Below are 24098 nucleotides of genomic sequence, written 5' to 3' on the forward strand. Positions count from 1 at the left end.
TTAATAATGGACCCATCTTTTCTGGCCAACCCACTGAATAAGCGTGATGCAAAGGATGATCAGGAACATGGTCCATGAGACAGCCGACGCGTAACCCATTTCATAGAAGCTGAAGGCTTTTTTATATGCGAAAATAGAGAAAACCGTCGTACTATTGCCAGGCCCTCCTTGGGTTATCGCATAAATCATGCCAAACCCCTTGATAGAGCCAATAAAACCAGTGATCATCAAGAAAAAAGTCGTCGGACTAACTAATGGAAATATAATTAGGCGTAGTAACTGCCCAAATGTTGCTCCATCCATCTTGGCAGCTTCTAACTGCTCGGAAGATAACTCTTGCATTGCTGCCAAATAAATGATCATGTTGTAGCCAATCCCGCCAGCGGTCATCATGATCAGCACTGCATACATCGCTGTATCAGGCGAAGCGAACCATAATGGAGGATCAGCTACACCTATGGACCGCAGGAATGCGTTAATTGGTCCTTTACTAGGTTGAAACAGCACCATCCAGACGAAAGCGATGGCGATACCGCTGGTAAAATACGGAGCGAAAAAAAACGCCCGTAATGTTTTCTGCAAATAGGTACGATTATTGAGCATGACTGCAATTAGAAATCCGATCAATATAGAAATTGGTACTGGAATTAGCACCATTAAGGTGTTTTTTACCGATACAACAAATAAATCGTCTCTCACCATCATCCTGAAATTATCCAATCCAACGAAGTGCGGGGATTGCCCACTAGCGAATACCCAATCCGTAAACATTAAATAAAAGGAGAACAGGGCTGGAATGAGCATAAACACTATCATTCCGATTAGATTGGGAGCGATAAACACATAACCAATCAGCCTCTGCCGCTTCATCCAACTCACGATCGGTCACCGCCTTTCTGTCTAATAATGTAGCTTGTAGCATTATGCAACTTGCGGCCACAGATGGGTACGGTCCTAACCATACCCATCTCTCTTTGGCCTGACGGTGCTATTTGGATAACGCTTTCAAATTATCGTTGTGTACCCGTGCTAATTCCGTCGCGCCTTCCTCTGGCGTTAGCTTCTGGGTAAATACTTTGTCATAGACTGCTTGCTGCTCCGTTCCTGTCTTCCGGTCCAGTCGGCTTAAGCCAAGCGGCAAATCGCCGAACATGACCCGCTTGATTGAATCCAGATCATAAGTATCTTCCACGCCTTTGAACATAAGCGCGACAGCCTCATCGACCGGGAAGTCCTTGGAGGAAGGTACTCTTCCGCCTGCCGCCATCGGCAGCATTCCACCATCTGCATACCATTGGATAAACTTCCAGGCAGCTTCCTGATGCTTGGTGCTGGGATTAATGGAAATCACGTCACCTAAGCCGCCGGCGTTAATATAATCGCTCTGATCCTTATTCACCTTGGGCGCTGGAGCAGCCGCCACCTTGAATGTCCGCGGAAACTCCTGCACATTGTTCGTCGTGCGGAAAATCTGGTTTGTAGAGAACAGCATTGCTGTTTCTCCCTTCACAAACATTTGGTCCAAGGCAGGCTTCGAAGTGATCTGCTCTGTATGAGGCATCAAACTCTTATCGGTGAACATCATGTCCGAATATACCTGAAGCGTCTTAACCGTCAGCGGGTTGTCAAAAGCGGAGGTTCCATCGGCCTTTGTCAGCTGTAAGCTTTGCTTCTGCAAGGAACCGTTGATGGGTACATTGAAGTAATAATCGCTTTGCGCTAATCCCCAGATGTTGTCACCCTTCAGCTTGGCGGCATAATCTCTGAACTCATCCAGCCCCCATTCCGTCGGAATTGGTAGTCCCTTGGCATCAAGCATATCCTTGTTCAGCCAAACAAAGGACAAGCCCTTCTGGGTGGGTAGACCGTAATACTTATCGTCTACCTTCCATAACGCAGCTCCTTCCCCCATTTTATCGTCCACGTTGTAGTCGGAGAACTTGCTGAGATCAAGGGCGTTACCCGCTTTGATCCGCTTCTCATAAAGGCTAAAATCATAGTTTACGTACATGTCCACGGGCTGACTAGAGATAAGCGCCGTATCCAGCTTCAGGTTACCCGCATCGTCATTAACGAAACGTACATATTCCACCTGAATGTCCGGATTTTGCTTATTCCAGTTGTCTACAACTTCCTGAGGGCCATTCTCGGATGGTACAGCTCCCCACAGAGTAAGCTTGATCGGGTCACTGCTGGTCGTACTTGCCTCAGAGGAAGTCGTTCCCTCCGCTTGATTGCCGTTCCCTTTTCCACCGCAACCGGCAAGTGCCAGTGGCACTGCTACAAGTAGCGCCAGCCCTACAATCATCCATCTTCTGTTTCTCATCTTTCTTGCAACCTCCCTTATATTGGCTGTTTGATTCACCCCAACTATACCAAGCCGTCCCTTATCTCATAAGAGCTGAAACTTGCAGATTAATAGTACAAAACTTAGATGTTATTCTCCCGCCTAAAAGAGCTAGGCGTTTGCCCAACCATACGCTTGAACACCTTAATGAAGTACGCATCATCGGCAAAACCCGTTTGAAGAGCAATCTGCTCCACATTTAACTTGGAATGAAGCAGCAAACGCTTCGCCTGCTCGATCCGGATATTTTGCAAATAAACGATCGGCGTCTGCCCGGTTTTTTTGCCAAACACGGTGCTTAAATAATCCACGTTAATGGAGACCAACCTGGCTAAATCCGCAACCTTGATATTTTCCTTGAAATGCTCCAGCATATATTGAATCACCCGATTCACCTCGGGATGGTCTGTATAACTAACATTTTCCTCCTTTATTTCCCGGAGCAACTTACGTATGGCTTGCTGTACATAGACAAGCAGTGACTCATGACTGATGGTCGAATTTAGTTCCTGACGTTCCTCCGATTGTCGTCCTGCAAGCATGGCCAGCATATGAAGAAGATGGGCAGCCAGCATTTTCACCTCAATATGAGAGAACGAAGAGGCTTCCATGCTATCCCACATTTGAGCTACCACATCAGCGCATTTGAGTTCGTCACGTTCTTCAAAGTAGCGGATCAACTCGGCTTCCAGCTCCGCGATAGACGACAGCCTGTGTCGCTCTTTCACCGGGCCTTCCTTACAGCCGTACCAATCTATGTTCAACTGATTGAGCGCAGAGCGCCAATCCTGGGACAGCTGGTTCAGATTGCTGCCGGCAGTCAGTCCAATGGAACCGTTCGAATTATTCCTACTCACATGCTCTGCCTTCTTCTGGAAGCTCCAGCAAAAGAATGTTGTCTGTCCCCCCTCATAGAAGGTTTGAACCAACAGATACTTCTCAGTTTGAATACTTGTCTGTTCCAGAGCAGAAGGGGTAGCTCCGCTCAACATTGTAACAATATCAAGGCTCAAACTGCGGAATTTCTCTGCTGCCGCTATCGTTCCGGCCTGATCTATATCAGTCAACGCGACCATTCCCCGAATGCCTGACCAGATACGATGATAATGAGGATAAAGCGCCTCTCCAGCCATGCTGAGTTCCTCAAGCAATGATTCCTTAATCCGCGCCAAGTTCTCGAGTAGAACTTCATCATTTAAGGACAGTTTTAACAGATAGTTAAAAGCTCCGTATTGGAGAGCATCCCGAGCATAATCAAAGTGGCCCATGGCCGTCAGCATAATAAAACGGCTGTGAATTCCTGCCTTACGTGTTTCCTTTAAAAGTTCAATCCCGTCCATTCCCGGCATGACAATGTCAGCAATCACAACGTCGGGCTTATATTCCAGAATAGCCGCAAGAGCTTCCTTGCCGTTTCCTGCCTCACCTACAACACAAAATCCGTGACGTTCCCAATCCACTGTTTCCCGGATGGCTTCTCGAACAAATGCTTCATCTTCCACCAGTAAAATCGTCCACATGCCCACCGTCTCCTTCCTGTGAATAAGGCGTTGCAATCAGCAAAGGTAGCCTGATTCGGACCAAGGTCCCTTCCGCACCGGATATAAATTCCATGGAGCCCTCCTGCTTAAAAAGCAATTGCAGCCTTTCTCTCAGATTGCTCAGTCCGATGCCGTGACCGCTTCGTCTTCCCGGATTGAGAGCGGCCGCTTCCATACCGATACCATTATCCTCCACCTCCAGAATAAGCTCGCTTCCCTCCGCTCTGACCCTCACCCAAATCGTGCCGCACCCGTCAGCTGCATCAAAGGCATGGACGATGGAATTCTCCACCAAAGGTTGAAGACTAAGCTTGGGAACCAAAGCATGTTGAACCGACTCATCCATTTCATAAAGAATGACAAAATGACCCCGGAAGCGAAACGCCTGTATGGATTCATAGGAGCGCAACAGCCTTATTTCTTCTTTGAGGGGAATCAATTCAATTTCCGAATTTAAGCTTGCCTCCAGTATTAGCCCCAAAGAGGCGCAAATGTCTGCAATCTCCTTCTGCTTTTCTTTTTTGGCAATCCATTTGACCGTATTCAAGGTATTCAACAAAAAATGTGGATTCATTTGAGAGAGCAGCATTTGGAACCGAACCGCCTGCTTTTGCCGTTCTTCTAGCTTAAGCTTGTTAATAAGCGCAACTATATCATCAATCATCCGGTTGAAGCTTTCACCAAGTGAACGCACTTCGTCTGTTGCATCCTTGCCAATAGAAATTTTGACATTCAGCTTCTTGTCCAGTGCTTCCTCCATGCTGCGCTCCAGGACATACAACGGCTCCGTCATTCGGGCAGACAGAATGATGGTCACCAGCACGAAGACGATGACGAGAATGGTCAAAAAGAGGAGAACGATAAACCTTAATTGCCGGATTTCCTGCTGCAGATCGCTTAGTGGCATTTGACTGACCACATACCAGTCTAGCTCCTCAAGATAGCTGTAATTGACGAGAGAAGAGGAGTGTTTATCCTCGTAATGTCCTTCCTGTGCCTGTAGAGACATAATTCTCTGCATCATCTCCGTGCTGAAGGCTGTTTTCTTGCTATGTAGAACGGTCTCTCCTTGTCCAGTAAAGATGGTCAAATCCTGGTTGACCGGACTATCCTTTAATGTGCTGCGGAACCATTCTTGGATGTTGATGCTGATCTGCGCCAGTCCGAAATTTCCCCGTAGTTGGTCATCGAGAACGGTGTAAAGGCTTAGAAACTTACTTCCTTTACTACCATTCACATCATTCCAATCATCCGCCACCCAGCGATATGAATGAGCTCCGCTTTGCAGCTTCCTCTGCCAGTCTTGTAAATCTTTCAGCTCATTAGTCAACCGGCCATTAGGAGCATAGGAGGTATATACATTGCCCTTAAGGTCTATGAATCTAAAATACAGGTCAGTCTGGTGGAAGAAAAAGCTGTTGTTAATTCCAAACATTTTACTTTCGATCACTTTCTTTCGGTCAAGGGCATCATACTTGTCCGGATCATGCATAATCTGGATCAAACTCTCGTCCTGGCTCAGCATGATATTTGCCTTATAGGCGAATGCCATCATATCCGTCAAGGACACATGAACCTGCTGCATACGCTCGGACATTCGATCCATCATATCCTTCTGACGAATCGCTTCAAAATGCTGGAACAAATAAAAGATAGCGACACACAAAGGAACCATCAGAAGGGTGATATAAGCTATGATAAGCCTGTGCTTCAGAGTGTTTGGAATAAAATTGCGCCAGTTTGGCATTGAGTAGGATCCACTCCCCAAAAAGTAATAGTATGTTCTCATGTTACGAAGAGTGACGGAGGCATATATTCATGCAATCAAATAATTGCCTGATTACTCGAATAGGCAAAAAAAACCTCTTGTTTAAGAGGTTTTTTTGCCAAAACCAAAGCGAGCTTTGGTTTATTGTTGTTCATCTATTCGATTATATCACGTGTAAAAACGAGGCAAGTAGTTATAAAACTTGTAGATTCATATAACGATTCTTAGGAGTTGAAACTGCTTCCTATACCTATATATCGATTATTCGTATACGCGAATCTCCACAATCTCTGCATACGGGCAACCGTTGGTCGAGTCAACCACTATGCGGAGCCGGTTGGAGATAATAGGCCGATCCAGTGTATGCACCATTTTACGTTTCCGATTGTTTCGACCTTCGGCAACGGTGATCCAGTTGCCGTTCATATAAGCCTGCACACGGTAATCCTTGACCAGCTCGGGAATTGTCACGAACGACGTACGGTGATGATGAAGATTAATCAAATCCTCGTTCACGTCGTCATTAAATGTAAGATGAATCGTGCAGATATTTACTGGTGTCGACCAACTCAGCTCCAGCCACTCCGGTGTGTCTTCCCGTAGCAAGGCTGACGACCACAGATGAGGACCAGCAAACGGCCGATGATATCCGTCGATCGCCTTATCTGGTGCGAATGCTTGTGTCATAGAAAGAAGACGGAAGCAGATCGGTTTGCGGACAAACGGGCGCATATTCCACTCTACCACCGGCTGAGCTGGCTGTTGATCCCCCAGTTCCGGGGATACGACAGGTTGCGGTCCTTTCTCGAACACAAGCACCCCAAATTGCGGCTCATCGGACAGATGTAAGACAATCTCTTCATTCGCTTTGACAATGAGGAAAGCATTTTGTGGAGTATCGGGTTTCCAATGGAGGAGCAGCCTCACCCACTGCCCTACACCTTTCATTACCGGAGTCGAAGTAGTCGTCTGTATCGTATGCGGGATACAATTCTCACCTCGTCCGGTATCCCAAAGCTCCAGTTCCAATGTCGTATTCTCAGCCGCATCAACGAGCAACTCGATCCCATTCAGCTCCGGGTCGACCGGCAAGAGCAAGCCGATATCGGAAGCTAGTCGATAGGATTCAGTCGGCTTCTCCACAGCTAATTGCGTCAACGTGCTTGAAGCCGCTGATTTGGCACTCCGCGCCAAATCGATCGAATCTTCATTACGGAAACCGATGATAGACGCATCCTGACGAAGCAGTGTTTGCTGAAGTTCTCGCAAATGGGTCCGGTAGAACTCGCGTGGAGAAACTCCTTTCTCCGCGCATAATGCAGCACCGGTTCCAGCAGCCTCGCCAATAACGGCGCATGTCGCCATAACACGAGTCGTTCCGAATGCCACATGCGATGCGCTGATATTGCGGCCGGCCATGATCAGATTGTTCACGTTGACGGAATACAAGGACCGGAATGGTATGTGATAGACCCCATCCGCATGTAAATGCTTGGAGCCGCTTTCCGTTGAATACATCCCTTGCGGAGGATGCAAATCGATGGACCATCCGCCGAAGGCCACACTGTCTTCAAACTCGCGCTGCGCCACGATATCATTTTGGTTAAGTACATAATCACCAATAAAGCGGCGGTACTCACGTTTTCCCGGGATGGAGCCCACCCACTCTAACGTCATATTGTCGGCATCGAAGTTGCCGGAGTTTTTAATATAGTCCCATATACCATAGATCACCGCCCATAACTCGTCACGGATCCGCTCATTGTCGTGAACCGTATCCAATTCCCCGCCCCATTCGATCCACCAATAAGCGCATCCATTATCACCGCTGCGGATGACGCGCTTCAGGGGAATGGATGTCTCAGTTATATCCTTCGCAAAACTTGGCGGTATAAACTGAACAGGATGGCCCGCATCCTTCGTATAGAAGAACATCGTACTTCCCAGGGTAATATCATCTGCAACGGACGGTGCCCAATCCTCATTGTACTCGTCCCTTGCCTCGCGGCCGATGCGGTGCTTGGCCCCGGCCAGAAATCCGATCAGTCCATCACCTGTACAGTCTAGGAACATGTTGCTTTCAAAGCGGATACGCCGCTCTGAACCCATCATCCAGCCGGTAACTGAACGGATGACCCTGCTATCCGCGTCTCCTTCGGCTTCCACTTCATGGACATCGGTATTCAAGAACAAGCGGATATTGGGCTCCGCTCGCACAGTCTCGAGCACAATCATATCCCAAATATACGGATTCCCGTCGATATTTCGGTACTGATTTTCTATGAACATTTCGCCCATAATACCAGTCTCTCGCGCATATCGGTTCGTTCCGTGGGCGGTCGCTCCACAAACCCATACGCGAACCTCACTGCTTGAGTTTCCACCTAGCACCGGACGATTCTGAATAAGCGATACAGTCCTGCCCAACCGAGCTGCAGCGACAGCGGCACTCACTCCCGCCAAGCCGCCGCCGACAACCGTAATATCGGAAGTTATAACTTCCTGCCTCATGATTGAACATCTCCTTATAATAACTTTGAATATCCTTGATTTCATGATATACTTACACATTCCCAAATTCCATGCATCATGTTACGATATCCTATATACTTTATTTCATTTGATGGTGGCGATAAGATGAGAAGCGACTTTTCGATCCGGCTCGAGACGCACCTTCATTGGATCAAGAAAGAAACATTTGCTCTCGACCGGGATATTTATTCCTACTGGACAATGTTCGCTGTGGAAGAAGGTAGGTTCGCTTACCGCATAGAAGAACAAGAAGGCGAAGCCGGGGTTGGTAGCTTGGTGGTCTGCCCACCAAATACCTGGTTTCATAGAAGAACACTTGAACCTTTGACGTTTCACTTTATTCATTTCACGTGGGATTCGGAGCCTTCTCTTGAGGAGAGGCGGTCATTGACCGGTAAGCTGATGATCACGGACATTGAACGGCTGTTTTCCGACTACCGTTACTTGCGATTGCTTGCGTTGGAACAGGATGAAGCTGCAATGGAGCGAAAACAACATCTGGTAAGCGATATATGGCGTTTATTCGAACTGGAGAGGAATGTACCGAAGGAATTAGGGTTACATGGGATGCTGGCTGATGTGGAGATGCGGAAGGCTGCCCAATTCATTGCAGCCAATGCGTTCGGTCCAATCGATATGAAGGACTTGGCGTTCTCACTGCAGCTTACCCCGGTGCAGTTGACGAGACGTTTTCGCGCGGCTTACGGAATGACTCCTTCCGATTATACGACTCGACTCCGCTTGGACAAGGCTAGCAAATTACTACTGGAAACAGAGCTTAGTATCGACAAAATCGCGCAACTGTGTGGATACGAGAATGGCTTCTATTTGAGCCGCATATTCCGGAACAAGCGGGGGATGCCCCCTTCACAGTATCGCAACATGCCTCGCGTCTAGCTTCAGATCTAACAACTGGCTATATAACAAAAAAGCTTGTAAAGCTGGGAATCCAGCTTTACAGGCTTTTTGGCTTTACTCTAGAAAAAATTGCATTGTCCGATCTGAATATCTGGGATAATGTTAAGGACAGCCTTCTTTTAAATATCCAATGACTTAAATCGATCCCAACTCTGCTGTAAATTTTGCTCAGCCCACTGAAGATGGTTTGGATCGCTATATTGGCGGTAGGTACATTCTATATGTAAAATGAGGTCAAGATATAAATCATACATCATCAACCGTTTCTTCTGAGCTGTAGTCATCTCTTGTATACCATACCCTTGCATAAATGCAGGGCAGTTAGCCGAAGTTCGGAAGTAATATTCCATTAGCGGATCGCCCCAAAGCGCTCGCTCGCAATCGATTAATCCGGATATGTCCCCATCATCTACGAAGACATTTCCATCCCACAAATCCCAGTGTACCAAACAAGGGATCGTTACTTCTTCTAGGCTGGAAGAATGCCGCTCAATAGCTGCCATTACGTCCTCCGCTGCTGCTGGAAGTGAAACATTAGCATCCTTAGCGTCAGCAAGTAAACCTGCTACCATCGCCATAAATACATGAGTCCAATTCTCTCCATGTTGTTCTTCCAAAGAAAAATATCCAAAACGTTCTCCCTTAATCTCATTGATCAATCGATTCAGTCTACCTAGTTCTAGCTCTATCTTTTCTCTTTGCTCTGGGGAAAGAGCTTCCTTCACTTTGTTGTACGGCTCCCCAGATAGATACTCCATAATAAAGTATTCTCCTTCAATAACAGAACAACTGTCATCGTAAAAGAGTACTTCAGGAACAGGTATTCCTCCCGTCTGCTGGATTAACTTAAGGACATCAACCTCAGCTCTCATCACATTATGCTCATAACGCATAACTCCAGTCGATGAATTCAAGGGTGCCACTTTCAGTACCACTTTCTTCCCAGTATCCAGAACAATCGAATAAGCTGAGTTAAACCAACCATCCTTCAATTCATGAACTGACGATATACCGGCATGCTCACCAAAAGCAGCCTTAATTACAACGCTCAATTCATTCTCATCCAAAACAAGTTTAATCCCACTGTCCATTTGATAATCCCCCTCATCAAAAAAAGTACCCGCAAAGCTACAATAGCCAAAGCGAGTACTTTCTGTCATCGTGTATGCTATACGAATAAGACTGTGTTTACTTTATACTTCGGTGCCCTCAAGAATCATAACTCCTCGACCTGCTAACGAAACGGTTCCCGAAACCACTTCACCGCTGAGCAGATCTTTCTTCTCTTCACGGCCAATTTCCACTATTGCTGTCTCAGCATTATGATTCAACAGGAATAAATAAGCAACCCCATCTTTCACACGCTGTGTCACTTCCACACCTGACGGTGCTTTGACGAGAGGCTTAATCCCTTTCTCCTCACATAGGTTAGCGAGAAATCCTTGCAAGAATGAAGCTTCAGGACTACTAGCTACATAATATGCACGGCCAGCACCAAATTGATTTACCGTAAGAACAGGGCGACCTTGATAGAAGTCGCTACCATATTCCGCCAGCACTTCAGCACCCTCACTATGAATCAGATCACATAAGATACCACATTCATAAGCACCTTGAAGTGCTCCCCATGATTGGTTCAGTACCATAGAATTCTTCTGATCCGGGAATAGAGCATCGATTTCTTCTGCCCAAATACCTAGCAAAGAACGCAGTTCTCCTGGATATCCGCCCAACGTTACCAGATCACTCTCATTAACAATTCCGCTGAAGAAGGTTGTTACAAAGGTTCCGCCCGCTGCGACAAATTTCTCTACCTTCTCTGCAAAACCTGGTTTCACCATATATAGAACAGGTGCAATGACGATCTCATACTTGCTGAGGTCCTCCTCTACGCCGATCATGTCGCTCTCTATATTCAATTCAAATAGAGCATCGTAATACTTATGCACTTCATTCACATAATTCAGCGCAATAGTAGGTCCGCTTGAGAGCTCGGTCGCCCAACGATTCTCCCAGTCAAAAATGATTCCAATCTTGGATTTGATTCGGGCATCAAGGATCGAATCCGACAACTGGGTCAACTCTTGACCTAATTCTGCACATTCACGGAATACGCGAGTATGTTCATGACCAACATGCTCAATTAACGCACCATGGTATTTTTCACACGCCCCAATCGAACGACGCAATTGAAAGAACATGACTGTATCCGCACCCCGAGCCACTGCTTGATAACTCCACAAACGCATAACACCTGGGCGTTTCAAAGAGTTATAGGCTTGCCAGTTTTGCTGGCTTGGTGTTTGCTCCATCAGCATGAATGGTTGCCCATTCTTAATTCCCCGCATGAGATCATGTGTCATTGCCGTAAAGCTAACGGGTGTATCAAGCGATGGGTAATTGTCCCAAGAGACCACATCTAAGTATTTCGCCCATTCAAAATAATCTAGCTCTGGATAGGTTCCCATCAGATTCGTTGTCACAGGAATGTCAGGTGTATGCTTCTTCAACTCATCATATTCCAATTTGTAACAATCCAAGAGGCTCTGTGACATGAAGCGGCGATAATCCAAAGAGATGCCTTGGAAGTTCGTGCGACTGCCACCCCACTCTTCGCTCAGTTCATTAGGAGGCACGATTTCATCCCAACTATAGAACGTATGTCCCCAGAAACGGGTATTCCACGCCTTGTTCAACTTCTCTAAACTACCATACCGCTCTTGCAGCCATACACGGAACTCGGCAGCACATTGCTCACAGTAACAATATCCTCCGTACTCATTGGAGATATGCCAAATTAACAAACCTGGGTGATCCTTATATCTTTCCGCCAGTTTTCCCGCCAATTTCGCTGAATATTTTCTATAGGTAGGACTGTTTGGACAAGAATTATGGCGTCCGCCAAATGCCCGTTTTCTACCTTGTACATCTACCCGAAGCACATCCGGGTGACGATGTGCCATCCATGCTGGGTGTGCACCTGTACCGGTAGCCAAACAAACATAGACCCCATCTTGATATAACCGATCCATCGTTGCATCTAAAAATGAGAAGTCATAAGTTTCTTCATCTGGTTGAACCATAGCCCAGGAGAACACATTGATTGTCGCTACATCAACACCTGCCAGCTTGAACATCCGGCTGTCCTCTTGCCAAACTTCGGCATCCCATTGTTCTGGATTATAGTCGCCACCATACCATATTTTTGGTAATTTATTATTAATCACTGCTAACACTTCCTTTATGGAGTATAATTATATTACCATTTTATAATTAATAAACCCCATATTATATATAATATTATCGACCTTATATATAATAATATGGAACTAAATAGAGGAGACCACAAGATGAAGGCATTACGTAGATTCGTATTTTCTCCTACGGGTAACCCCGGACTTCCACTTATTGTAGAAAGTATCGGCTATAACCCTAATCAAGAGAAGATCTCAAGACCCCAAGGTTACCCATGGTACCACTGGATTCAGGCCGAAGTTGGAGAAGGAGTCCTGACATATGGTGATAAACGAGTGCATCTCTCACCTGGCAGCGGTGTACTGCTATCGCCGGGATTACCTCATGCCTATGAATCTTCCTCAGACAACATATGGGGTACATTTTACTTAACCTTTGGCGGTAACTCGTCCGCTACTATTCTGTCTTCATTCGGAATAAACGATCCCGCCTTCTTTCAATGGGAAGCTAGTTCACCATTTGGCTCACTTCTTAGTCTAATGCTGTCGAGAATAAATGATCGCTCCGACTTGTTTGGACTTGAGATCTCTGTAGATACTTATCGTTTCCTTGGTCAATTGAGTAAGCTAAGTCAAGGAAATAACATATCCATTTCTCGTAATATGGAAAAATTAGCCCCTCTACTGAAGTGGATGGAGGAGCACTACAATAATCCCGATATCGGATTAGACAACCTTGCCGAAGTACTTGGTATTTCAAGCCGTCATTTGAGTAAATTGTTCCAACCGACATTTGGCTTGTCCCCATATGCTTATTTTGTGCAAATGCGCATTCACAAAGCTAAAGAACTGCTTGCAGGTGATCCTTTATCTACAGTTGCTTCTATTGCCGTTGTGACAGGATTCCGCGATACAAGTCATTTTGTCGCTACGTTCCGTAAGCATACAGGGATGACGCCGCAGCAATTCAGGAGACTTCATTAGTTCAATAAAGGAGCCACCCTATGCATGTAGGAGTGTGCTAATATAATAAATTTCATTCGGCTCCGTCCAGAAACGTTTTCCTTCAGAGATAACGGATCCGTCCGGACTTATAATATCTAGTTTCATTTCACCACAACGAACACAGCACCAACCACGATGAGAAGTCGTTAACACCGCTGTGGCTAGTTGTCCTTGTTCCCAGGTTATTTCAACCTCAAACCCTCCCCTTGCTCTCAAACCACTAACCTTACCTTTTGGCCAGGCCTCAGGAAGTGCCGGGAGTAAATCGATACCGTCCAAATGGCTCTGTAATAACATTTCTGCCACACCAGCTGTCCCACCAAAGTTACCATCGATTTGAAAAGGGGGGTGATCGTCAAAAAGATTAGGATACGTCGAACGAGCCAATAGTGTACGCATAAAGTGATGAGCTGACTTCCCATCTCCTAGTCGAGCATACAAGTTGATAAGCCAAGCGCAACTCCATCCCGTATGTCCACCACCTTGGCTAATGCGACTTTGAAGTGTTTTACGAGCTGCTTCCATAAGTTCAGGCGTATTCGTTGGCGTAATTGAATTACCTGGATACAGTCCATACAGATGAGAAACGTGTCTATGACCCGGTTCAACTTCTGCAAAGGGTTTGTTCCATTCCTGAAGACGCCCATCATCTCCAATCTCTGGCCGAGCCAAACAAGCCTCCGCTTGGACAACTTCCTGTATCCAAGATTCATCTATACCTAATATTTCAGCAGCTTGGACGCAATGTCTGAATATCTCAGCGATCAGGGCCATATCCATCGTGGATGCAGCGGATACACTACATGGCTCTCCCTCTGGCGTAAGGAATTTATTCTCCGGTGAAATCGAAGGTGCCGTAACAAGAATACCTTCTGGCGTAGGGACTAGCCAATCCAAGCAAAACTGCGCTGCCCCCTTCATTAATGGATAAGCGGTTTCCCTCAAATACTCCACATCACGTCCAAATTCATAATGTTCCCACACATGGCGACACAGCCAAACTCCACCCATTGGCCAGAATGCCCAGCTTGCCTCACCATCACTTGGAATAGCCGATCTCCATAGATCGATATTATGGTGCGTTACCCAACCCCCACAATCATAATGAATACGAGCAGTTCTTGCACCTGTCACGCTTAGATCCTTAACCAGCTGAATTAATGGCTCATGACACTCACTTAAATTGCATATCTCAGCAGGCCAATAGTTCATTTGGGTATTAATATTCGTCGTATAATTACTATTCCATGGAGGCTGTATATGATAATTCCATATTCCTTGTAAGTTGGCTGGCTGCGTGCCTGGTCTGGAACTAGCCATAAGCAAGTACCGACCATACTGAAAATACAATGACTCAAGCCCAGGATCTACATCACCAGTCCGATATGCTGCTAGTCGCTCGTCTGTCGGGAGCGATTCATTCCTTGAATTACCTAAATCAAGGCTCACCCGCCGAAACAGTTGTTGATGATCTTGGATATGTCTACTACGTAAATTGACATAACCTATTTGTACAGCTGCATCCAACTGTGCGCTACATGTATTTGAAAGTGACTCTCCGCTCTGTTCCGGCATCACATCGTATCCCGCAAAATTCGTTGCCGCTGCGAGCAGAAAGGTTGCCTTTTTTGCTCCATTAACTGTAAGTTTATTTCCTTCCACGACCTTTACTTCCCCTTCATCAATCAACACACGCAAATGAATTTCAAAGATTAGACCCAAACCTTCTTCGTAAAGTATAGATTGTGGATGATTTCCAAGATAATTATCAGCTATGTGGCTCGGGCATTGTCCTCGGAGCACAATGGTATCAGTCAGCTCATTTACGAAGGTCAAGTGTTTCAACGGTGAGTCCAGTGACAAACTTAACTCTAATGGACTCTGTCCTGATGCTGCAATTTGAACAGCTAAGATTTGATCGGGTGCACTAACAAAAACTTCTCTTGTACAATTTGTCCCACCAACATTGTATTGTACGCTTGAGATACCTGTATCAAGATCAAGCTCTCGATAATAAGAATTGTAAGAGTTCTTGCCTTGTTGTTGGATTAACAAATTACCTAGTGGTTGATACGACTCACTCCGGCTACCCAACATGTTCCTCTCGATCAAAGCTTCCGCTTCTCTATATTTCCCGGAAAATATAAGCTCGCGCACCTTCTTTAAGTGCCGAAGGGCCTCATAATTTTGCCCATCACGGGGAAATCCAGACCATAATGTATCTTCATTAAGAGCGATGATCTCACTGTTCACGCCACCGTATACCATCGCACCAATCCGCCCGTTTCCGACTGGCAGAGCCTCTTCCCAGCGGGAAGCGGGCTGATTATACCATAACTTCCACCTTGTGTTTCCATTGTTCATTCCCATCATTTGTTCAACCTCCACTCCATGCAGCTTAGAAAGAAAAGGCCCGAATAAATTCACGGGCCTTTTCCTTGTTCTTGCTATTTAGATTCTTTGTAGAAACTATTATTTAATTATTTAATGTCTTTACCAGTAAACAATGATACTCTCGCTTTAACTAGCTGAGTATATTCAGCTTCCATTTGTTCTGCACCGGCTTTATCTAGATCAGCCAAGAAGCCGTCATAAATTTTGTCGAAGTCAGATGTTTTTGCAAGAACTGCTTCCGGAATTTTCTTGCGGATGATATCTTGCGTTTTCTTAGAGATAACTTGATAATCGCCGTCTGTTGGAACAGGCATGTTGTACAGCGCGCCCCATTCCTTAGCTTCAAAATCGCTTTCTTGCGGGAACAAATCTTTCCAAGTTGTAGCATTGTAAGCTTTCAATGATTCTTTTTCAGCATCTGAATAAAGCTCAACGATTTGTTCTGGGAAGTTGATTGTGTAGAAATTATCTGTGGAATCTTTAACCCCGTCACCATAACGTGCGCTAAATGCTGCATACAAGCCAGCTGGATTACCAAGACCTGTTTCCTTAGTGAAGTTAGCTGTATCGTTCATTCTTCTTTCTGTAATCTCAGCAGGAATTACCCGTTGACCGTTTTCAACATTGTAATGTTTGCCTTCGATCCCCCAGTTTCTGAGAACTTGACCTTCATCGGAAGCTAACCAGTCTAAGAACTTGATAGCACGAACTGGATCTTTACAAGCCGTCGTAATTGCGATACCGTATCCGTCAACCCCTGCAGGTTGGAAGGAATGGTCAACATAATCTTCGCTCAATGTAACAGGGAAATGGGCGTAAGTAGCATCGTTTTTGCCTGCAGATTTCAAGGCGTTTTCCCCGTCTGCATAACCCCATTCTTGGTCAATTAAACCAAGTACGCGGCCGCTGGCGATTTTTGCTTTATATTGGTCTTCCTTCTGTACGAAAGTATCCTTATCGAGCAATCCTTCATTGTACATATGGTTCAACCAGCGGAAATATTCTTTCTCTTCTGCGCGTTTGTAATGAAGCTTAGCTTCATAAGTTTCTGGATCGACATAGTATTCGCCGTCATCCGGAGCACCAGTTGCTATGAACGCCGGGTTGGTAACGGTGATCATGATTCTCCAGTCATCCGCACTTAAGGTGAGCGGAATCGTAGGCTGTCCGTCGATTGTAGGATGCTTAGCATAGTAATCTTTCAATACTTTCTCATAATCCGCTAATGTGCGAACTTGCGGATAACCGAGTTCTTTCAATACGCGATGTTGGATTTCAAAACCACCTGTCGCATCAAAATATTGGTTATCGACACCCATGTTCGTAACGATCGAATAGATGGATTGATCTTCATTACTGTATTTCAAACGATTCATGTTATCGCCAAAAATTTTCTTAATATTTGGAGCATATTTATCAATTAAATCAGTCATATCAACAATGAGTCCAGCATCGATCAGTTTGGACAGCTCGCCTTTAGCGAAGATTAAATCTGGAACATCACCACTTGCTGCCATCAAGGCAACTTTGCTCTCACCGCCACCAGCACCTACATCAAATTCAGCATCAATAGTTACGCCAGTTTTCTCGGTGATTACTTTACCGACATCATCCTGCATTCCGTTCCAGTTCGGGCTGGCATCCCCACCGAAGAAGGTAAAACTGATAGGGCTTGTGTCTTCCGCTGGTTGTTCGGTTTGGCTATTAGTGCCCGTATTTCCTGTGTTGCCTGTATTGCCTGCTGCCGCATTGTTTTTGTCATTGTTACCTGAGCTACCGCAACCGCCTACAAGCAAAGTACTTGCCAATAAAAGAGCAGCAAAAGTTTTAGGACCTTTCCACTTCATTTCTAGTTCCCCCTCATTATAAATAATAAACATATATTGTATAACAGGCTAACCTGTAAATACCTTACTAAAAACACAAAATATTGTTAATAAGAGCGCGTTTATTTTTAACTCTAGTACTTTCCCAGAAAGTAAGGGCTTTCAATGTTTGCTTTTATAAAAGAGTCTTACTGGATACCAGCCCGCCGTATTAATCGTTTAGTACGGCGGAACTGGTTCATTCTAAATCAATAACATTAAGCCTTCACGGCACCCAAAGTCATACCGGATACAAAATATCTTTGTAAGAATGGATATACAACTAGAATCGGGACCGTTACGACAATCGTAATCGCCATCTTGATTGATTCCGGCGATACCTGGGCCATCTGATTGGCCAAGTCGTTCGCGTTAGCCATTGCGGAACCTTGGTTCGTACTGGCCAGTACCTTCATCAATTCATATTGCAGTGTAGTGAGGTGAGGCTTATTTCCATTGTACAAATAAGTATCAAACCAGGAATTCCATTGCCCAACTGCCAGGAACAACGCAATCGTTGCCAATACCGGTTTACAGAGCGGAAGAATGATTTTGTAATAAATCATAAAATCATTGGCACCGTCGAGTTTTCCCGATTCTTGTAGGGCGTAAGGTAATCCATCGATAAACGATCTGATGATAAAGACGTTAAACGCGCTGACTGCACCAGGAAGAATGTAAATCCAGAACGTGCCGATCAGATCCAGATGCCGCATGAGCATGTAAGTAGGAACCAGCCCGCCAGAGAAATACATCGTCAGAGCCAAAAAGGTAGAAACGAATTTCCGCGATCTAAAATCCGGGCGGCTCAAGGTATAAGCAAGCATAGACGAGCTTATCAAGCCGAGTATGGTACCGGCAATCGTCCGAAACATCGTGATCTTAAACCCTTGCAACAAGCCGGTATAGCCGAAAATCGTTTTGTAGTTTTCCCAAGTAAACTCACGCGGCCATATATAAATGCCGCCCCGAACGGTATCCTTCGAATCATTAAACGAGATCGCCAGCACGTTCAAGAAAGGATACAACGTGATGATCAGTATGATTGCCATCAGAATGATGTTGCAGATGTCAAAAATTTTCTCGGATCTTGTTGCATTAAATGCTTTTGCTGCCACGTTTGTCCCCTCCTCTACATAATGCTTTCTTTGGTCGTTTTCTTCATGATGCCGTTCGCCGTAAACAACAGTATGATACTTACGACGGAGGTAAACATACTAATGGCTGTACCGTATGAGAAACGGCTGATATTAATACCGTATTTCAATGCATATAGATCCAACACTTCGGAATAATCCGTCACTAGCGCATTCTGCAACTGGAACTGTTTCTCGAAGCCGATACCGATCAAATGACCGATCGACATGATCAATAGGACAGAAATCGTAGTCCGAATTCCCGGAAGCGTAATATTCCACATTTGTTTGAAGCGACCTGCTCCGTCAACCCGAGCGGCTTCATATAGTTCCTTGTCGATTCCGGTGATCGCAGCCAAATAAATAATCGCGTTCCAGCCGGTTTCTTTCCACACATCGGAAGCGGTTACAATCCCCCAGAACCATTTCCCCTGAGCCATGAACTGAATAGGCTCCTTAATGATATGCAATGACATTAAGATATCGTTTACAATCCCGCCGTCAATCGAGAGTAGCTTCGTAATGATTCCTGCCACAACGACCCAGGATACAAAGTGAGGCAAATAAGATACCGTCTGAACGCTTCGTTTGAAAGCAGTACCTTTCAACTCGTTCAGGAACACCGCGAAAAAGATCGGCACGATAAATCCAAAGATGATGCCCAAGATACTCATGGCCAACGTGTTTCTTAAGACTAGGTAAAATCTTTCATCATGGAACAAGTCCACGAAGTTCTTCATTCCAACCCATTTCTGTTCCGAAAATGATTTGGACGGTTTATAGTTCTGGAATGCCATTGTCCAGCCCCAGACTGGTAAATAGTTAAATACGAACAACCAAATTACAAATGGTAAGGACATCAGGTATAAATATTTCTGCCGTACTATACTCTGCCAAAGTCCTTGTTTCCGCTTTTTCGGCGGTCTAGGGGTTACGCTTACATTTCTAGTATCGGGTTTCGCTGAGAGCGTTTCCATGTGTCCAATCCCCCCTTCTCTGCTATAACTCTATGATATAGCAGAGGGAGAATTCGAAATACCCAATAGATTTTAGAGAAAACCATATAATAATTAGACATTGACTGGAATCGTAAACAGAATTTCCGTCCCCTTACCATATTCACTGCTGATATTCAGGCCATGCTCCTCACCGTAGGATAAGACGAGTCTTTGATGGACATTGCGCAGCCCAATCCGATTGTTCCCTAGTTCATCCGGGCTTGAAACGGAATGCATAACCTCAGCAAGCCGCTCAGGTGACATGCCCAGACCGTTATCCCGAACCCTGACTTCCACGACTTCTCCCTTATGCTGAATATCTATTGTTACTTCCACTCCATCTTCTTTATCCTCCACCCCATGGACTACCGCATTTTCAGCCAAAGGTTGGATAATCAGTGGGGGAATCCGAATTTGATCTGATCCCAGATCGATATTTAGTTCATAATGCAGTCGGTCCTCGTAACGGAACTTCTGAATCTGTAGATAGGATCGCACCATTTCCAGCTCTTCCTTGAGCGATGTCTTCTCCCTGCCTACCTCCAGATTTTTGCGCATTAATTGTCCCAGCAATCGGACGACATTCGCAATCTCCTTCTCCCCTTTTAGGTGGGCATTCATCCGAATAGACTCCAAGGCATTAAATAGAAAATGCGGATTGATCTGACTGGCCATCATCTTCAGTTTAATTTCACGCTGGGCCAACTCCAGAGCTGTATTCTGTTCGGTTTTCTCTACAACTTGATTCATTAACTTACGGATACTTTCGACCATATAGTTGAACTGCCGAGATAATTGTCCGATCTCATCATTGCCATCGATCCTGGATACAACATTCAGATCTCCAAGGGCCAGCCGATTCAAATGTCTGCTCATTCGTAGCAACCGGTTGGTTGTGAGGAAAGAGACTATAGATACAAAAGCCAAAGCGAATAAAAGTACAAGTAAAATAATGATGAGTCCGATCAGGCTGACTCGATTAGCATCTTCAACAATATCATTCGTACTGAAGACCGAAACAATTTTTAATCCGTTAATGCTAGCATCAGGAACAAGCTCATCCACGATCATATAGGAGTTTTCTCCATTAATTTTTACCTTGTGGCTTCCATTCTCCTGTTGGCTTAAATCAATTCCATAGTCAAGTGTTTCGAGCGTCTTGCCAACGAACGCAGGATTTTTTGCGGCCACTACATATCCTTGATCATCGGCAATCAAAGTTTCAAACGGTTCCTGACGCAGCATCCGATTGAGCTCTTCTTGATCTAGCGACACGATTAATATTCCGCTTGTTCGGCGGGCAGGAAATGGCATTTGTCTCACCAGACTGAGCTTTTGTATGGGAATGATTTCATCATCATTGATATAAGCCCAGATCACGTTTTTCGTTTTCATCGCTTGTTGGTACCATGGCGTTTCTTTCGTTTGATCATCTATGGGAATGAGTTCCGTGTTATTAATCAAAGTCGGATTCTCGTAATAGAATCGGACTCCGGCTATTTCTCTATAGGTACGTTTAAAACGTGGAAACTCATCATACTCCAAATAAGCCTTTGTCAGTTCGAGCACACTCTCATAACGTGTGGTAACCATCCTCTCCAGATCCTTATCCAGCATTAAGGTATTCGAGACATCCATCGGGATACGCAGCATATTTCCAAGCTGAGTTTTGATTTTCTCTACGTTATTCTTTGTCTGATCAATGGCACGGTCCATAGCTTGGTCACGAAAATAATTCACAACCCCGCCACCCACAATCATTACCGGGATCATCACGACTAGGATATAACTGATGATCAGCTTATGCTTCAGCTTAAGATTGTTCGTTCTCCTTATCATTCGTTTGAACATTTTGAAGCCTCCCCCTTACCTCTAACCTTACTCTTATACCGCACCATCATTTTCTGAAAAAGCGAAATATCCCCTTACCTAAGCAGAGGGGATATTCGGGCACCGTTTTGCACGGTATAGTAGTATATTAGATTACTTGTCCTGACAGGGCAATCACATTTATTTCAGCGATATTTGAAGCTCGATTGTTCCTGTGAACGGAGCAACTTCGATTAATCCATGTTCAGATAGGTTAGCACCTTGTACAGAAGCGATGGATTCGGTACCATGTAGCGATACCTTAAACGGTTTGCCTGCACCTTCAGCGCGAAGAGTCACATGGGAACCCTCACGAGTAACGCTAACTTCCAGCTCTGTTTCCCCCTTCACATTCCGAACCTTACGGGTTACAGAAGCTCCATCTTGAAGCTGGAACAATTTCAATTCAACTTGATCAGCGAAATCATAATCAGGACGCGAGTCATTCGCTCCTACAGCAAGAATCGAATTCTCACGAACGAACAATGGCAAGCTCAAGAAATCATAATTCTCTTTGCGCCATTTGCCTCCTACTACTGTCTCACCAGTCAGAAGGTGAGTCCATTGTCCTTCTGGCAAGAAGTATGTGACATCTCCTTGTTCACTAAATACAGGGGCAACAAGTATGGAATCACCTAACATATATTGACGATCTAACGATTCCGTTGCCGGATCGTTAGGGAACTCCAGCAACATGGCGCGCATCGTCGGAATCCCTTGCTCAGTCGCTTGCACAGCAGTGTCATATAGATATGGCATTAGGCTACATTTGAGCTTCGTGAACAATCTTGTAACATCAACGGCTTCCTCATCATATGCCCAAGGTACTCGATAGGATGTGCTACCATGCAGACGGCTGTGGCTAGACAATAGTCCAAATGCAAGCCAACGTTTAAATACATGAGCTGGTGCCGTGTTCTCGAAGCCGCCGATATCGTGACTCCAGAATCCAAATCCAGCCAAACCAAGAGACAATCCACCTCTCAGGCTTTCTGCCATCGATTCATAATCTGCGTAACAGTCTCCTCCCCAGTGTACCGGGAATTTCTGTCCGCCTACGGTAGCGGAACGGGCAAACAATGCCGCCTCATGCTTACCGATTTTTTCCTCTAATACCTCAAAGACAACCTTATTGTACAGATACGTATAGTAGTTGTGCATCTTAACTGGATCAGATCCATCATGATAGACAACATCTGTTGGAATTCTTTCACCAAAGTCAGTCTTGAAGCTATCAACGCCCATATCAACTAGTTCACGTAAATATCCACCAAACCATTCACATGCAGCCGGATTAGTGAAATCAACTAGCGCCATGCCTGGTTGCCACATGTTCCATTGCCATACGTCGCCATTTGCTTTTTTCACGAAATATCCATGACGTTTCCCCTCTTCAAACATCCGGGAGCGTTGAGCAATATATGGATTGATCCAGACACAAATCTTAAGACCTTTCGCTTTCAGGCGTGATAGCATTCCAACCGGATCTGGGAACACTTTCTCGTCCCATTTGAAATCTGTCCATTGGAATTCTCGCATCCAGAAGCAGTCGAAATGGAACACATGTAGCGGAAGATTTCTTTCAGCCATCCCATCTACAAATGAGTTTACTGTAGCTTCATCATAATTTGTTGTGAACGAAGTCGATAGCCACAGACCAAATGTCCACGCTGGTGGTAGTGAAGGTTTACCTGTTAGACCTGTATATTTATTTAGTACATCCTTTGGCTCTGGTCCATCGATAATGAAGTACTCTAATGATTCACCTGGCACACTGAATTGTACTTTCTTTACTTTTTCAGAGGCAACTTCAAAGGATACCGCGCCCGGATCATTTACAAAAACACCATAACCTTTGTTTGTTATATAGAAAGGAATATTTTTGTACGATTGCTCGGAGCTTGTACCGCCATCCTTATTCCAAATATCAACGATTTGTCCATTTTTCGTAAAGGAAGTAAAACGTTCTCCTAGGCCATATACCAACTCACCCACGCTAAGATCCAATTCTTCGCGCATGTAAGTGTTACCGCCCGTTTCCGTCACATGTGCCATCGATTTGAAACCACTGCCCGTAATCCGCTCTGTTCCACGGAAGAAATCGACGGACCAATGTGTTCCTTTAGAGATACGCACACTTAGATCACCGGTCTTCATCTCAGCATATTCATCGTTCTCCGTTATTTCGACATGCTCGCCACCTTGTGTCAATTCAAATGCTGGACCGTGATCAATCACGCCGGCAAAATGAATCATCTTAACGCCAATGACGCCTGGCGCCGGAGAATGAAATTGCACTGTAAGCAAAGTTCCATTTATCGTATCTGCTCTTCCATGAAGAGGCGTTCCAGATACATAAGCTGTTAGCGTATGATCCTGAACGGTAACATCATGAGGTTGAACAGCGCTTAGAAGAGTGTACTCGTCGCGAATCATCCAGTTTCCATCAGTAAATTTCATATATAAAATCCACCTTTCAAATTTTCTCATGTTGTGATAATGATCAATTCGTCTTATACTTGCATTATACT

The 24098-nt window shown here is 45.1% G+C and carries 15 protein-coding genes; 2 read left to right on the forward strand and 13 right to left on the reverse strand.

Annotation, left to right across the window (positions count from 1 at the left end; all coding sequences use genetic code 11):
• The 5 genes from IEW05_RS15025 to IEW05_RS15045 form a co-directional block, all read right to left on the reverse strand.
• Positions 1-870 carry a carbohydrate ABC transporter permease gene (locus tag IEW05_RS15025; protein WP_188540895.1) on the reverse strand — a complete coding sequence of 290 codons (870 nt, stop codon included), beginning with the start codon at positions 868-870 and terminating at the stop codon, positions 1-3.
• Positions 871-988: 118 nt separating this feature from the next.
• Complete coding sequence (locus IEW05_RS15030; RefSeq protein WP_188540136.1) at positions 989-2326, reverse strand: ABC transporter substrate-binding protein; 1338 nt, start codon at positions 2324-2326, stop codon at positions 989-991.
• A 104-nt stretch (positions 2327-2430) separates the two neighbouring features.
• Positions 2431-3867 (reverse strand): response regulator, encoded by a 1437-nt coding sequence (locus IEW05_RS15035; RefSeq protein ID WP_188540138.1) that lies wholly within the window; start codon positions 3865-3867, stop codon positions 2431-2433.
• Positions 3839-5635 carry a cache domain-containing sensor histidine kinase gene (locus IEW05_RS15040; RefSeq protein ID WP_188540140.1) on the reverse strand — a complete coding sequence of 599 codons (1797 nt, stop codon included), beginning with the start codon at positions 5633-5635 and terminating at the stop codon, positions 3839-3841. Before IEW05_RS15040 ends, IEW05_RS15035 begins: the two co-directional genes overlap by 29 nt.
• 282 nt (positions 5636-5917) lie before the next feature.
• Positions 5918-8167 (reverse strand): FAD-dependent oxidoreductase, encoded by a 2250-nt coding sequence (locus IEW05_RS15045; protein ID WP_188540142.1) that lies wholly within the window; start codon positions 8165-8167, stop codon positions 5918-5920.
• Positions 8168-8293: 126 nt separating this feature from the next.
• Here IEW05_RS15045 and IEW05_RS15050 point away from each other — a divergent pair, with 126 nt between their 5' ends.
• On the forward strand, positions 8294-9085 hold the full coding sequence (locus tag IEW05_RS15050; RefSeq protein WP_188540144.1) for an AraC family transcriptional regulator: 792 nt from the start codon (positions 8294-8296) through the stop codon (positions 9083-9085).
• Between the two features lie 140 nt (positions 9086-9225).
• Here the strand turns inward: IEW05_RS15050 and IEW05_RS15055 are convergent, their stop codons facing one another.
• Together IEW05_RS15055 and IEW05_RS15060 are read right to left on the reverse strand one after the other, a co-directional pair.
• Entirely contained in the window at positions 9226-10197 is a 972-nt protein-coding gene (locus IEW05_RS15055) for a phosphotransferase family protein (protein WP_188540146.1), read from the reverse strand.
• Positions 10198-10299: 102 nt separating this feature from the next.
• Positions 10300-12333, reverse strand: a complete 2034-nt coding sequence (locus IEW05_RS15060; RefSeq protein ID WP_188540148.1) for a beta-galactosidase — start codon at positions 12331-12333, stop codon at positions 10300-10302.
• 123 nt (positions 12334-12456) lie between these two features.
• Between IEW05_RS15060 and IEW05_RS15065 the strand changes: the two genes are divergently transcribed.
• A complete protein-coding gene (locus tag IEW05_RS15065) occupies positions 12457-13284 on the forward strand; it encodes an AraC family transcriptional regulator (RefSeq protein ID WP_188540150.1) in 828 nt (275 codons plus the stop codon).
• An 18-nt stretch (positions 13285-13302) separates the two neighbouring features.
• Here IEW05_RS15065 and IEW05_RS15070 read toward each other — a convergent pair whose 3' ends face one another.
• The 6 genes from IEW05_RS15070 to yicI all read right to left on the reverse strand — a co-directional run bounded on the left by IEW05_RS15070 (position 13303) and on the right by yicI (position 24027).
• Positions 13303-15678, reverse strand: coding sequence for a glycoside hydrolase family 95 protein (locus IEW05_RS15070; RefSeq protein ID WP_229753388.1), 2376 nt, complete (start codon positions 15676-15678; stop codon positions 13303-13305).
• A gap of 107 nt (positions 15679-15785) precedes the next feature.
• On the reverse strand, positions 15786-17546 hold the full coding sequence (locus tag IEW05_RS15075) for an ABC transporter substrate-binding protein (protein WP_188540153.1): 1761 nt from the start codon (positions 17544-17546) through the stop codon (positions 15786-15788).
• A gap of 236 nt (positions 17547-17782) precedes the next feature.
• Complete coding sequence (locus IEW05_RS15080) at positions 17783-18682, reverse strand: carbohydrate ABC transporter permease (protein ID WP_188540155.1); 900 nt, start codon at positions 18680-18682, stop codon at positions 17783-17785.
• Positions 18683-18696: 14 nt separating this feature from the next.
• On the reverse strand, positions 18697-19677 hold the full coding sequence (locus IEW05_RS15085; protein WP_188540157.1) for an ABC transporter permease: 981 nt from the start codon (positions 19675-19677) through the stop codon (positions 18697-18699).
• A gap of 93 nt (positions 19678-19770) precedes the next feature.
• Positions 19771-21549, reverse strand: a complete 1779-nt coding sequence (locus tag IEW05_RS15090; RefSeq protein ID WP_188540159.1) for a sensor histidine kinase — start codon at positions 21547-21549, stop codon at positions 19771-19773.
• Between the two features lie 159 nt (positions 21550-21708).
• Entirely contained in the window at positions 21709-24027 is a 2319-nt protein-coding gene (gene yicI / locus IEW05_RS15095; RefSeq protein WP_188540161.1) for an alpha-xylosidase, read from the reverse strand.
• Between the last annotated feature and the right edge of the window lie 71 nt (positions 24028-24098).

This window comes from Paenibacillus segetis (assembly GCF_014639155.1).
GTDB lineage: Bacteria > Bacillota > Bacilli > Paenibacillales > Paenibacillaceae > Fontibacillus > Fontibacillus segetis.

Coding starts and splice junctions, on each gene's coding strand:
- IEW05_RS15025 (WP_188540895.1), bottom strand. CDS start 870: ATGAAGCGGCAGAGGCTGATTGGTTATGTGTTTATCGCTCCCAATCTA.
- IEW05_RS15030 (WP_188540136.1), bottom strand. CDS start 2,326: ATGAGAAACAGAAGATGGATGATTGTAGGGCTGGCGCTACTTGTAGCA.
- IEW05_RS15035 (WP_188540138.1), bottom strand. CDS start 3,867: ATGTGGACGATTTTACTGGTGGAAGATGAAGCATTTGTTCGAGAAGCC.
- IEW05_RS15040 (WP_188540140.1), bottom strand. CDS start 5,635: ATGCCAAACTGGCGCAATTTTATTCCAAACACTCTGAAGCACAGGCTT.
- IEW05_RS15045 (WP_188540142.1), bottom strand. CDS start 8,167: ATGAGGCAGGAAGTTATAACTTCCGATATTACGGTTGTCGGCGGCGGC.
- IEW05_RS15050 (WP_188540144.1), top strand. CDS start 8,294: ATGAGAAGCGACTTTTCGATCCGGCTCGAGACGCACCTTCATTGGATC.
- IEW05_RS15055 (WP_188540146.1), bottom strand. CDS start 10,197: ATGGACAGTGGGATTAAACTTGTTTTGGATGAGAATGAATTGAGCGTT.
- IEW05_RS15065 (WP_188540150.1), top strand. CDS start 12,457: ATGAAGGCATTACGTAGATTCGTATTTTCTCCTACGGGTAACCCCGGA.
- IEW05_RS15070 (WP_229753388.1), bottom strand. CDS start 15,678: ATGATGGGAATGAACAATGGAAACACAAGGTGGAAGTTATGGTATAAT.
- IEW05_RS15075 (WP_188540153.1), bottom strand. CDS start 17,546: ATGAAGTGGAAAGGTCCTAAAACTTTTGCTGCTCTTTTATTGGCAAGT.
- IEW05_RS15085 (WP_188540157.1), bottom strand. CDS start 19,677: ATGGAAACGCTCTCAGCGAAACCCGATACTAGAAATGTAAGCGTAACC.
- IEW05_RS15090 (WP_188540159.1), bottom strand. CDS start 21,549: ATGTTCAAACGAATGATAAGGAGAACGAACAATCTTAAGCTGAAGCAT.
- yicI (WP_188540161.1), bottom strand. CDS start 24,027: ATGAAATTTACTGATGGAAACTGGATGATTCGCGACGAGTACACTCTT.